Source organism: Acinetobacter sp. YH12128 (genome assembly GCF_013418655.1).
In the GTDB taxonomy this organism is placed as follows: domain Bacteria; phylum Pseudomonadota; class Gammaproteobacteria; order Pseudomonadales; family Moraxellaceae; genus Acinetobacter; species Acinetobacter amyesii.
On the sequence record NZ_VPBO01000021.1, the window covers coordinates 16,950 to 30,452 of the forward strand.

The window sequence follows — 13,503 nt, forward strand, 5'->3', positions numbered from 1 at the left end:
GCTCCTAAGCTGCTTTTTTTATGGCTAAAATTGTATCTCAATACATTCACGCTTTAACAAAATATTTCGTGAGTGATGTTGAGGAATGATGTCTGATCTATCATCAACAACTGATAGGCTGACGCAATCATGTTAAGCAGCAAAATAAAAACGCCCAATGCAATGCATCAGGCGTTTGTTCAAAAGTAACTACGTTTTCAGGTTTGATTTTCAATACTTAAGAAGCATTATGCTGTTGTACAAAGGCAATAAACTCGTCTTCGCTCATCACAGGTACACCCAGCTTTTCAGCCTTTTCTAATTTAGAACCTGCCTTTTCACCTGCAACTACACATTTGGTTTTACCCGAAACACTACCACTGACACGTGCGCCTAAGGCTTGAAGCATTTGCGTCGCTTCATCACGCCCCATGGTACTCAATGTTCCAGTAATCACCCAACTCTCGCCATTCAGCGGCTGACGACTTGGTGCAACAGGTGCATCCCAATGAATCCCAGCTGCCAACAAACGATCAACCACTTCGAGGTTATGCGGCGCTTGGAAAAAGTCGACAATCCATTCAGCGGTAATATCACCAACGTCTGGCGTTTTTTTCAAGGATTCGAGATCTGCATGACGAATCGCATCAAAGGTTTGGAAGGTATTGGCGAGCATGCGTGCCGTGGTTTCACCCACGCCTCGAATGCCAAGTGCATAAATAAATGCGCCTAGTGTCGTTTTCTTACTATTTTCAATAGAATCGATGAGGTTTTGAACCGACTTCTCGCCCATTTTTTCAATAGTCAGTAATTTTTCACGATGCGCATGCAAGCTATAAATATCAGCAACATCTTTGAGCAGATCCAAATGTAAAAGTGATTCCGCCCAACGGTCGCCTAAGCCCTCAATGTCCATAGCTTTACGCGATACAAAGTGACGAATCGCCTCAATACGCTGTGCAGCACAGTACAAACCACCTGAACAACGTGCCAAGGCTTCACCTTCGGGCATCACCACTGGAGATGAGCAGACTGGGCAATATGCAGGTAACTGAACTTCTACCGTATCTACAGGACGGAATTCAGGCCATACTTTTTCCACTTTTGGAATCACATCGCCACTACGGTAGACACTGACTGTATCACCCACACGGACATCTAAACGGTGAATTTCACCAATATTATGTAGAGTGACATTGGAAACCGTTACGCCACCGACTGCAACAGGATTTAAACGTGCGACTGGAGTTAAAGTCCCTGTACGCCCCACTTGCCAATCAATATTTTCAACTGTCGTCAGCGCTGCAATTGCAGGGAATTTATATGCCGTTGCCCAGCGCGGTTCACGACTTAAAAAGCCCAGTGTTTGCTGTTGCTTCAGGCTGTTTACCTTAATCACCATGCCATCAATTTCAACGCTCAGGCTTGGACGATCAATGATCATTTGCTCATATGCAGCTTGTACGTCCTGAATGCTGTCACATATAAAGTGACGTTCACCGACAGCAAAACCAAACTGTGTCAGCCACTCAAGACTTGCAGACATGGTGGTTTGCCCATGATGTGGTTCACACTGTGCAATGCCATAGGCATAAAAAGCCAAAGGACGCGAAGCCGCAATTGCAGGGTCGAGTTGACGTAAGCTTCCTGCTGCTGCATTTCGTGGATTGGCAAAGGTTTTTTCACCTTTGGCTTCGTTTTCAGCATTAAGCTTTTCAAAGCCTGATTTTGGCATCAGAACTTCACCACGGACTTCAAGCAGACTTGGAATTTCAGTCTGTGTAGAAGTCAGTACTTTAGGTAAATTACGAATGGTTTTTACATTTTGGGTAATGTCTTCCCCAGTTTCACCATCACCCCGTGTCACACCACGGACTAAAATACCATTTTCATACCAAAGAGAAATCGCCAGTCCATCAAATTTTAATTCGACATCATATTCAATTTTTTGATTCGGCAAGCGCTCTTCTACGCGGCGCGCAAAGGCAAATAAATCTTCTGCATTAAACACATTACCCAATGACAACATGGGTACTGCATGGGTTACAGATTCAAACTTGGACAAGGCCTTTCCACCCACTTTTGTGGTTGGTGTATCAGGTTGTACTAAATCAGGGTATTGCTCTTCTAAAGCTTTTAATTGGTGAAAAAGTTGATCATATTCACTGTCCTCAATTTCTGGCGTGTCCATGACATAGTAGGCATGGTTATGCTTCGCCAAGAGTTGAATCAGTTGTCGCATCTGTGCAACGACAGTGGATTGTTGTGTCATACATTCACCATAAAAAAGGGCGGTTCATGCTCCGCCCTCAAATTTCATTATCTGTTGCTATTATAGAAACCCACTCGGTGAGTTTCAATCAAAGACGCTTAGACTTCGATAGCTTGACCTTGACGATAATCAATCGCTTGATGACGCCAATGTTCACGCATCTGCGGTGTAAATTCTTGGTTATTTTGATCATACACAGTACCGTCAATTTCACGTGCAATTAGACGTGAAATGCTGTCCATGGTATCAAAGGCATTTTGTACATCGCTGTGTGGCAGCGCTAAGAAGAAGGCCAAACCTTTTACTTCTTCAGTCGATAAAGTTTCAAGATCAAAACCTTGCGCAGCGCCATCATTATTCATTTGCAATACAGAGAATAATAACTTTGTACCTTCTTCATCATAGCGATGGAAACAGGCCATTTCGCCAAAACGCAGGCCGTATTTGAGTAACACTTTTAATGCTTTTTCACCCGACAAGGCACGGCTATCAGGGAACACATTTAAGGCGATATAAGTTTCCGCAGTCGCTAAAGCACTTTCTTCATCAACAATTTTTTGTTCATGTAAATGCGCATCCAAAATACTGCTTTCTTCATCAAAATCGCTAATTTCAGCTTTTTCAATTGCGCTATTTACACTAAACTCTGGCGCTTTTTCTACAGGAACAGCGTCTGCCTGAACGTTCGTCGTAGGAGTCACGGCTTCATTGGCTACATCTACTACAGACGTATTTATCGTAGATTCAGTGGCTTCTGTAGGCAAAGTAGTGTCTTCTGTCGCAGTTTGAGCATTTTCAACTGAAACGGGATCCGTCGTAGTCGCCTCAGTCTTTGCCGTAGCCTCAACGCTCTGCTCTGCTTGTTCCGTTGCCGTTGCTTCTGGCGTTACATTTGCTTGAACAGCTTCAGTCGTTTCAACCGCTGTGACTTTTTCCTCAGCCAAAGTCGGCTCTACACGTTGCGTGGTTTCAGGTGTATTTAACTGATTGCGTACATGGCGCGGAATAACAGGTTGCTGACTATCAGGATCAATATGTAATTCGGTGTCAAGTGATGGCGCTGCATCTGCAGGTTTACGAAACATCATTCGAATACCCACAACCATGATAATTACAGCGATTACAATCCCAGCTATAGTGGTGATTTCCATGTTATGCCTCCGCAGCTAAACCGTATTCTTTGGCTTGCTCTATATTCACAGTCACTAATTTTGAAGTTCCTGGTTCTGGCATGGTCACACCAAGTAAGTCAGTTGCCATTGTCATAGCCAGTTTATTGTGTGTAATGTAGATAAATTGCACTTGTTCTGAAAGCTCTTTTACAAGATTACAAAATCTTCCTACATTTGCATCGTCTAAAGGTGCATCGACTTCGTCTAAAACGCAAAATGGTGCAGGATTTAGGCGGAAAATCGCAAAAACCAAAGCCAATGCGGTCAGTGCCTTTTCACCACCTGACAATAATGCCAAAGAGCTATTTCGTTTACCCGGTGGTCGTGCCATCAGTTTTACACCCGATTGCCAACCATCTTCAAGGCTTAAGCTTGCTTCACCACCATTAAATACTTTCGGAAATAACGCTTGAAGTTCTGTATTGACCTTATCAAAAGTGGTCATAAACAGCTTCCGCGTTTCCTGATCAATGCTTTTCATCGCAGCTTGCAGTTGTTCAACGGTCTTTTGCAAGTCATCAATTTGGTGGCTTAAATCATCAAAGCGTTTAGAAACTTCAGTATATTCTTCTGCCGCAGCCAAGTTGACTGCACCCAATTTATCAAACTGCTGCTGTGCTTTTTCGAGTTTTTGCTGATGGGATACCACATCAATGCTTAAACCTGTCAGCATTTCGCTGTTCATTTCTTTCAGCTGTTCAGAATAATGCTGCAAATCAGACTGCGCGGATTGCCAAGCCAAACGCTTTTCTTCCAATTGCGTACGCAATTTTTCATCTTGCTGTTGATGTGAATGGCGTTGTTCCGTCAATGTCTGTTGTTTGCTCTGAACATTATTGAGTTCAAGCTGCCAGTCATTCCAGGTTTTTTGTAAACGTTCAGTGACTTGAGCCTGTTCAGAATACTGTGACTCAAGCGCAGGCAATTCTAACTGTACTGGATCGACAAATTTCTTCGCCTGTTCCATCTGTCCAATAATTTGCTGAGTTTGCGCTTTTAAAAAGACCGTGTCTTTTTCTAATAATTCAATCTGTTGTTTCGTCTGTACAGACTGACGACGCACAATTTCCAATTCTTGCTGACTGTGTAATGCCACTTGCTGAGCACTTTCCAGTGCTAGACTCAACTCTTCAACTTGGAATTGCAAGGTTTTATAATTGGGCAAAGCTTGCTCAAGCTTCATTGTCAGCGCATGCAAATCAATTTCCAAATCGTCTTTTTGCATGGCATCTTCTTCGAGCTGCGCTTCAAGTTGCTGCAATTGATCTTCTAACTGCTGCTTTTGTAAAGCAAAAGCCTGATTGGAACTTTGTACCTTCGCAATGGCAACATCAGTATTTTGAATGTCTTTTTGCCAAGTTTTTAATTGGCTATGTTGCTGTTGCAGATTTTGCTGTAAAGCTTGTACGGCATTTTGCAACTCAGGCAATTGGCCTTCTAGTTGCGTTAGCTTTGGCTGCTGCGCTGCAAGTAATTCAGTCAATTCATCTAAGCGAATACGGTGGCTCAATGCACCTTGCCCTGCTTGGCTGTCCTCATCATAATCTAGACCAATCACCCAATCTGCACCGACATGATAACCATCGAGCGTGAGTATCGACTGACCAGCAGCCAGTTTAGCCTGATGGCTCAATGCCACTGTCAATGTTTCAGCAATCGCGACCTGCTGCCAGATCGAAAGTTGAGGGGCTTCAATCCACGTCGCCAAAGCATCTAATCCAACGATTTGTACTGCGGTGTGGTGATTGCCTTTGACTTGACGTGCAATACTGTCTTGAAAATTATCACTGTGTCCTAAGACTTGGGCACTCAGCCATTTAGACAAAAATTTCTCGACCAGTTGTGCATGCTGTTTACCCTGTGTGCTCAACTGCAACTGCTGCATTAAATGTTGACGCTGGCTTTGCTGCTTTGGACTGGCTTTAATCATCAATTGGTTTAGGTTTTTCTGCTCTGACAACAGCACCTGTATTTCTGACTTTAGCTGCAGCACCATATTTTTATGCTGTGCCTGCTGTTCTTGTGCAGCTGTAAGCTGTGCTTGAGTTTCGGCAATCACCTGCTCTTGTTGCACAATTTGTTGTTCGAGCTGTTGCTTATTTTGCTGATACTGCTCCAACTCATCTTGCTGCGCCTGATGCTGAATTTGACCTCGTTGCTGTTGCAGAGTCTCACGTTGTTGCTCAATACGACCAATATTTTTGGTCAATTGTTCACTCTGCGCCAGCATTTGTAGCTTTTGCTGTTGCTGCTTTTCGACTTGCCCACGGCATTGTTCAAATTGTTGAACTGCTTGTTGATGCTGAGCTTTCAAATCGGCCAATTGTTGAGTCTGATCTTGACTACTGCTTTCTTGGCGCTGTAATTGCTCAACAAATCCATCTTGCTGTTCTTGCAGCGTTTCCAGTTGTAACTCTAATAGCTGTAAACGTTCTTTGGTTTGAGCTTTTTGCTTTTCAAGCTCCACCAAACTTGCCGAATTTTGTGCAAATAAACCCTGCTTTTGCTCCAGCGTCATTTTCAACTCAGACAGTTTCTTTTCCGCCTGTTGCCATTCGCTTTGTAATGGCGTGGACTGTTGAATAAGCCGTTGAAATAAAGCACTGGTGGAAGATAAGTCATGCTCTAGAGTATTCAGCTCAGAACGAACCAGTTTGAAGGTTTCCCCGAGCTCATTCATCTGAAGCGTGTATTCTTGCTGTAAACGCATACTTTGCTCACATTGGAAAGACAGCACTTCGATCTTAATAGTACGAATTTGGGTTTCTAATTCTTTATATTGCACCGCCGTTTCAGACTGACGCTTTAAGGTTTTCAACTGAGACTTCAGTTCTGAGGCAATGTCTTCGAGACGTTCTAAATTTTGAGTGGTGTGTTCTAGATGCTGTAAAGTTTCACGACGACGAGCTTGATAGCGAGAAACCCCAGCTGCTTCTTCAATATACACACGCATTTCTTCAGGTTTGGCATCGACCAAACGGTTGATCATGCCCTGTTCAATAATCGCATACGAACGTGGACCTAAACCGGTACCTAAGAAAATATCGGTAATATCACGACGGCGGCATTTGGTGCCGTTGAGGAAATATTCGGATTTACCATCACGATTGACCTGACGACGAACTGCTAGTTCAGTATAGGCATTATAAGCGCCACCTAGCTTGCCATAGGTATTATCAAAACGCAGTTCAACACTCGCCATCCCGACTGGTTTACGCTTTGCTGTTCCGGTAAAAATAACATCTTGCATGGTGCCACCACGCAATTGACGGGCACTGGACTCCCCCATAACCCAGCGAATGGCATCAATCACATTGGATTTACCACAGCCGTTCGGTCCAACAACCGCACTACGGTTGCCTTCAAATTTTAGAGTTGTGCTATCGGCAAAAGATTTGAAGCCGGAAAGTTTTAAACTGCTTAAACGCATAATGTCCTGATCAGCGGCGTGAACGTCTCGCCCACGCTAATTCGATTTGTTTCATCCGTGTTAGTGATTCCAACACAAGGTTGCGTAAGTGTCGACAAAAATCTTCCATAAATAAAGTGGCTTGATGTGATTTTCTGATTAAAACTGCATCAGTCACCAATTTAAACAAATCAAAAGATTCTTGTAGTTCACGTCGTGAAATATTCAGTGTCAGAAAATAACTACGTCTGAGTGATGGCAACAATTCTTGGTAATAACGCATCAGGTAGGTATTTCCCACCATTTCATGCTGACGAGCCATGCCCTGAAAAATCAGATCATAAAACTTTTCAGTATTGCCTTGGCGAGTTTCCACGTCTAATTGTTCAAGTAATAACTGAATACGCTCAGCTTCATGGCTGCGCCACGTTTCCGCCATACGATGCACAATTTGACCCAACAATAATGCCGCAATATCAAATAATGAACGCACTTGTAAAGCCGACATTTCAGAGACTAAGGCGCCACGTCGCGGGTAGATTTCAATGAGTTGGGTCCGTTCTAAAATCAATAAAGCTTCACGAACAGAGCCACGGCTCACACCCAATTCGGCCGCAATTCTAAGTTCCTGAATACGCTCGCCTTCGACCAACTCACCGCGAATGATTTGTTCACCGATGTGTTTGGCAATTTGTTCTGACAAACTGTCCGCTTCTTGTTGTTGCATACTGTTCCTATCTTTTTTTTATAAGATGCAATGTTCAGATTTACACTCAATCTATTTGCATTAGAAACGATAAGCAACCTAATTGAACATGACATTGTCTGACAATCTTGTGTCAACAAAGCCAATTTTGTCAGTCAAAAAGGACAATCAAGCGCCAAAGGCTTGCACACCTTGATAAATAAAATAGCAACCAACTGTTGTTAATAAGCATGCAAAACAACGCTTTAGCATAAATGGTGACAACATATGAGCCACTTTCGCACCCAATTTCGCAGTGATGAAGCTCATTACACTAATCCCGATAAATGCATAAATATGGATATAACCAATGGTATTGGGAACCACGATATCGGCTTGATGACCAAACCACATAAAGCCGAGGGCCCCAGCAATCGCAATCGGTAAACCACATGCGGCAGAGGTTGCGACTGCTTTTTGCATAATGACGCCATTTTTATTCAAATATGGGACGGTTAAGCTGCCACCACCAATACCGAAGATCGCAGAGGCAATCCCAATACCACCCCCTGCTGCCATTTGCATGGCTTGTGAGGGTAAATGTTTATTCGGATCGACTGGTGTCGCTGCACCGCGAAACATTTTAAAGGCCACCCAGACCGCAAAAAAGCCAATTAACAGTTGCAAACCCTGCCCTGAGAGATAATCTGCAATGCCAGCACCGAGAAATGAACCGATCACCAAACCCGGTGCCAAATTCCGAAAGACATTCCACAGCACTGCACCTTTTTTATGATGAGCCGAAACCGAACTGAGTGAGGTCACAATAATCGTGGCCAAAGACGTGCCTACCGCCATGTGCATAATCACACTGGGGTCATACTGAAGTTGGGTAAAGACGATGAACAAAATTGGCACAATAATCAGACCACCACCCACACCAAATAGCCCCGCAGCAAAACCAGCGATTGCACCAATCAGTAAATATATGATTAACTCCATCAATATTATTCCACAACTCTCAGATTCAAATGGATTTAGAGACCAGACACTTACAGCAATTGCTGAGCACAATACCTCAACCGCCTGAAGTTTTATTACTGAAGCCCATTACTACATCGACCAATGACGATGTCCGTGAGATTGCCAAAAAAGGCATTCAGCATGTTTTGGTATGCAGTGAAGAGCAAACTCAGGGCCGTGGGCAACGCGATCATCAATGGGTCTCACCCGTTGGTAATATCTATTTAAGCACATTGCTGAATTTACAGACAGCGATAGATGGACGGCTTGCACTCGAAATAGCCTTAAATATCTTGCAAATGCCAAGTTTGCAAAATCTCGCATTACAAGTGAAATGGCCCAATGACCTGTATAGCCCACAAGGCAAATGGGGCGGGATTTTAATTGAACCGATTTCGCCACATCAAGCAATTGTCGGCGTTGGGATGAATTTATTTCCGATTCCATCCACAGGAATTGAGCAACGCGCAACGTCGTTATCTGAACTCGGACTTCCCTCGCCAAACCGTTTACAGTTAATTGCTGAACTCTATGCAGCGATTCAACTTGCAGGTGAATGGTTCAATCATAACTGCTACAACCTCGCTGCAAGATTCAACCATTATGCTGCATTTATGCAACAGCCCGTTGAGCTTGAACACCTGCAAGGCAAAAGCCAAGGTCTCTTTCTCGGTATTGAAAATGATGGTTCGATCAACATCCAAACTTCGCAGCGCTTAGAAAATCATTTCCAAGGTCGCTTACGTTTAGCAGATCAATCATAAACAGGATTGCAAAGGCCTACTGATGAAAAAATTATGGCTCGATGTCGGTAATACACGGCTGAAATACTGGATTACCGAATACGATCAAATCATAGAGCATGCTGCGGAACTGCATTTACAGTCGCCTGCCGAACTCCTACTCGGTTTGATCCAACACTTTAAAAGTTTGGACTTAGATCAGGTCGGGATTTCTTCAGTACTCGACAAGAAAAATAATGATCGGATTCAAAAAATTCTTAAATTTTTAGCCGTTCCTGTCACTATTGCCAAAGTACATGCCGAATATGCGGGCTTACGCTGTGCATATGAAGACACCAGTAAATTCGGGATCGACCGTTGGCTGCAAATGCTGGCTGTGGTCAAAGACCCTACACAAAAATACTGTGTCATTAGCTGTGGCACGGCACTCACCATTGACTTAACGGATGGCTTACAACATTTAGGCGGCTATATTTTGCCAAATTTGTATTTACAACGTGATTCGCTCATCCAAAACACCAAAGGCATTAAAATTCCAGATGCCACCTTTGATGAGCTGTCTCCTGGTAAAAACACCATAGACGCTGTTCATCATGGCATCTTGCTCAGCTTGGTCAGCACCATTGAAAAGGTTCTCGACAAATATCCAAGTCGGTTAATTTTAACCGGTGGCGATGCTGCGCTATTTGCACGCTATTTAGAACAATATCAGCCAGCTGTCGAAGCAGATTTGCTGCTTCGAGGCCTACAAAGTTATGTAAATGGCGTGTAATTTAGCCATTTTTTGATAGCAAACTGTGAAAGCGTGATGACCAATGGTGATCACGCTTTTTTATTGATGGTCATTTCATATAAGCGTGGTTACAAATTGTATCGCGATTCATGACCTTTTTTCGTCCAAGGAATTACAATAGCCTGCGATGATCGACAGATACATCAGCAACTTTATAATTTAAAAATGTCTTTCAAGATAGAATATAAGACGAAGAGTATAGATATGAAATTTAAAAATTTACTGGGTTTAAGCCTGCTCGCCTCTACATTATTCTTCGGCGGTTGTACCACGACACAAAATCTAGCCAACTCTAAAATCCCTGCCGAAATCAAATCACAGCTCAGCACCTCTGAAGCAGTTTTGGGCTATTTTGGAGATGAAGATAATCCTGATTACTGCGGCTGCGTATCATATATTGACTCAAGCTATTACATGACTCCAGTCAAAGACGGCTATTACCGTGTACTTTTAGGTCGTAATGCGACAGGTGATTTTTTAGTCCAAGATTTTTACCAAGAAACCAAAACCCCTCAATCCTCACCTGCTTGGGTCAAAGATCCGATGAAACTATTTAGTTTCAGTGGCAGTGACATCGAAGGTCCGGTAACGCTTTATCGTAAAAATGGCAAAGTAGAATCAACCTTTGTGAACCAAGATGGCGTGAGCATCCACGGCGAAGAGTTTTATCCAACAGGACAACGTGGCGCAGCGTATAAAGTCGATGAAAATGGCAATGATGCCTATCGCTTATGGTATGCCTCAGGAAAAATTGCGGCTGAATATGTCGTCGATACCGATGGTGAATATGTTGGTGCCTATAAAGCATGGCAGGAAGATGGTCGTGAAGCCAATGACGACATTGACGACATTCGTGAACGTGTTGCTTTAGAACTCGACTGATCTATCAACAGTTCGAACAAACAAAAAGGCGCAGATTGCGCCTTTTTTCTCTTCAATTGCACCAATTGCATGATTGTAATCTCAGTCTTCACTAAATATCTTATCTACAAAACACGCGATCTATAAAACACGCGCTCAAAACCTACCTAAGCCGTTAAAATCGGCTCTAACACGTGCCACAGTTGTGGAATCTCAGAAAAGCCATCTTTTGCTGTGAAATGCCCTGCTTCTTTCACTTCATAAATTTGTGCATTTATAAAATTGCCCAATTGGATCGCAACCGGTGGCGGCACGATAGGATCATTGGATGAAATCAAGCTGATACAAATCGGCATATAGGTCTGTAAAACACCGCTATCCATTTTTGCACGTTGAATAAATGCGGTTAATTCAGGTTGTGTCGGTAAACTACTTTTAAAACCTGACACAAAAACGCCCGCTTTAATCCGTGTGCCATGCTGTTCAAAATATTGATTGAGATAATGCAGCGTAGTTAAGCACCCCAAACCATGGGCAATCACAATGGTATTTTCATCCAAATCAGGCATTTGCAACGCTAGAAATTTCTGCCAATGGTCAAAATCAGGTTGTGCTGCATTTGCCATCACGATGCGTCGAGAATAATGTCCTGCTTCTTGCAGCTTTCGTCCTAACCAAGGAAACCAATGATCATTCGGCGAAGTATCATGACCATGAACAATATAGATCTTTTGGCTTTCTGGCGTATGCGGTGTATTCATGATTTGATTCTTATTCTAGGTGATTATTTTTAGTGAAGCTTTCAATTTGCAGTTCGGCAAATTTTCACCTCTGTTTTAAACCTGCCACCTACACGCTCTCAATGTCAATTTGGCATCTTTTTGTAATGATTTAGCTCAGTTCGGTATCTATCGGCTCGTATAGCCAGATTCCCTCATCCAGTACTTGCTATCAAATGCACTCGATCACTTTGCTTGAGCGTACAGTCTCGTTAAATTTCAGCCATAAAAAAAGGCGCTGAATGCGCCTTTTTTAAGTCCAAATTACTTCGGATCTTTACTGCCGAACAATGGACCCATGCCACCGCCGCCAAATTGTTTTTGCATATTGCCCAATGATTTCATCATTTTTGCCATACCTGTTGGGTTGGCAAACTTCTTCATCATTTTCGCCATTTGCGCATGTTGCTTAATGAGTTTATTCACTTCCGCAACATCCATACCACAGCCTGCTGCAATACGTTTTTTACGGCTTGGATTCATCAAGTCTGGGTTACGACGTTCTTTAATGGTCATCGATTGAATAATCGCTTCCATTTTCTTCACTTGCTTTTCAGGATTTGCTTGTGCAATTGCATCTTGAATCCCTGAGTTGCTCATGCCTGGAAGTTTATCCAGGAAGCCCATCATGCCGCCCATTTTGTTCATTTGTTCAAACTGCATCAGCATATCTTCAAAGTTGAAGCTACCGCCTTTTTGCAGTTTTTTCGCCATTTTTTCGGCTTTTTCTTTGTCGATTTTACGTTCAACTTCTTCGACCAAAGAAAGTACGTCACCCATACCCAAAATACGCTGTGCGATACGTTCAGGATGGAATGGCTCTAGGGCATCGAGTTTTTCACCCATACCCAAGAATTTAATCGGCTTGCCAGTAATAGCACGAACAGAAAGTGCTGCACCACCACGTGCATCACCATCCGTTTTTGTCAGGATCACACCCGTCAAAGGCAAGGCATCATTAAAGGCTTTTGCCGTATTCGCCGCATCCTGACCGGTCATGGCATCAACCACGAACAATGTTTCAGTCGGCTTAATCGCTGCATGAAGCTCTTTAATTTCATCCATCATTTCGTCGTCTACATGTAAACGACCTGCTGTATCGACAATCAAGACATCAGCAAATTGAATTTTTGCTTGCTCAATCGCACGATTTGCGATGGTAATCGGTTTTTCGTCTGCGCTAGATTCAAAGAAAATCGCGCCAACTTCACCCGCAACTGTTTGTAGCTGTTTAATCGCTGCTGGACGATAAACGTCGGCAGACACCATTGCTACTTTTTTCTTTTGACGTTCTTGTAAGAAACGTGCAAGTTTTGCCGCAGTGGTTGTTTTACCCGCACCTTGTAAACCTGCAAGAAGCACAACAACTGGTGGTTTTGCCGCTAGGTCTAGGCTTTCATTCGCCTCACCCATCATTTTGGTCAATTCGTCATGAACGATTTTGACGAAAGCCTGCCCCGGTGATAACTGAGTCATCACTTCTTGGCCCAATGCTTCTTCCTTAACTTTCGCGATGAATTCACGAGTTACAGGTAACGCAACATCGGCTTCAAGAAGTGCCATACGTACTTCGCGTAACGTATCTTTAATATTGTCTTCGGTTAGCTGCCCTGAGCCAGTAACATTTCTTAAACTCTGCGTGAGTCGTTCTGTTAAGGTATCAAACATTGCAAAATCCGCTTAAAATAGCCATGAGCAAAAAATTGTTTCTTAAAATAGAAAATTTATGCATAGAATGCTATAGGATACTTTAGTTCTTGCAGAATTTATATAAATGAATATTCAAC

Annotated in this window: 10 protein-coding genes; 3 read left to right on the forward strand and 7 right to left on the reverse strand. The window is 43.1% G+C overall.

What is annotated here, in order from left to right; genetic code table 11:
- Positions 1-217: 217 nt before the first annotated feature.
- The 5 genes from ligA to FTU64_RS11920 all read right to left on the reverse strand — a co-directional run bounded on the left by ligA (position 218) and on the right by FTU64_RS11920 (position 8,519).
- Positions 218-2,251 (reverse strand): NAD-dependent DNA ligase LigA, encoded by a 2,034-nt coding sequence (gene ligA, locus FTU64_RS11900; protein ID WP_180059798.1) that lies wholly within the window; start codon positions 2,249-2,251, stop codon positions 218-220.
- A 98-nt stretch (positions 2,252-2,349) separates the two neighbouring features.
- Positions 2,350-3,402, reverse strand: coding sequence for a cell division protein ZipA C-terminal FtsZ-binding domain-containing protein (locus FTU64_RS11905; RefSeq protein ID WP_180059799.1), 1,053 nt, complete (start codon positions 3,400-3,402; stop codon positions 2,350-2,352).
- A 1-nt stretch (position 3,403) separates the two neighbouring features.
- Positions 3,404-6,853, reverse strand: coding sequence for a chromosome segregation protein SMC (gene smc, locus FTU64_RS11910; protein ID WP_180059800.1), 3,450 nt, complete (start codon positions 6,851-6,853; stop codon positions 3,404-3,406).
- A gap of 10 nt (positions 6,854-6,863) precedes the next feature.
- Positions 6,864-7,559 (reverse strand): GntR family transcriptional regulator, encoded by a 696-nt coding sequence (locus FTU64_RS11915; protein WP_180059801.1) that lies wholly within the window; start codon positions 7,557-7,559, stop codon positions 6,864-6,866.
- A gap of 147 nt (positions 7,560-7,706) precedes the next feature.
- Complete coding sequence (locus FTU64_RS11920) at positions 7,707-8,519, reverse strand: sulfite exporter TauE/SafE family protein (RefSeq protein WP_180008514.1); 813 nt, start codon at positions 8,517-8,519, stop codon at positions 7,707-7,709.
- 29 nt (positions 8,520-8,548) lie between these two features.
- Here FTU64_RS11920 and FTU64_RS11925 point away from each other — a divergent pair, with 29 nt between their 5' ends.
- The 3 genes from FTU64_RS11925 (at position 8,549) to FTU64_RS11935 (ending at position 10,958) form a co-directional block, all read left to right on the forward strand.
- The gene (locus tag FTU64_RS11925; protein WP_180059802.1) at positions 8,549-9,304 is read left to right on the forward strand and encodes a biotin--[acetyl-CoA-carboxylase] ligase; all 756 of its coding nucleotides are present in this window, start codon (positions 8,549-8,551) and stop codon (positions 9,302-9,304) included.
- A 22-nt stretch (positions 9,305-9,326) separates the two neighbouring features.
- Complete coding sequence (locus tag FTU64_RS11930; RefSeq protein ID WP_180040873.1) at positions 9,327-10,055, forward strand: type III pantothenate kinase; 729 nt, start codon at positions 9,327-9,329, stop codon at positions 10,053-10,055.
- Positions 10,056-10,280: 225 nt separating this feature from the next.
- The gene (locus FTU64_RS11935; RefSeq protein ID WP_180055574.1) at positions 10,281-10,958 is read left to right on the forward strand and encodes a hypothetical protein; all 678 of its coding nucleotides are present in this window, start codon (positions 10,281-10,283) and stop codon (positions 10,956-10,958) included.
- 146 nt (positions 10,959-11,104) lie between these two features.
- Here the strand turns inward: FTU64_RS11935 and FTU64_RS11940 are convergent, their stop codons facing one another.
- Positions 11,105-11,698, reverse strand: a complete 594-nt coding sequence (locus FTU64_RS11940) for an alpha/beta hydrolase (protein WP_168378521.1) — start codon at positions 11,696-11,698, stop codon at positions 11,105-11,107.
- 282 nt (positions 11,699-11,980) lie between these two features.
- Complete coding sequence (ffh, locus tag FTU64_RS11945) at positions 11,981-13,384, reverse strand: signal recognition particle protein (protein ID WP_078191163.1); 1,404 nt, start codon at positions 13,382-13,384, stop codon at positions 11,981-11,983.
- Positions 13,385-13,503 lie beyond the last annotated feature (119 nt).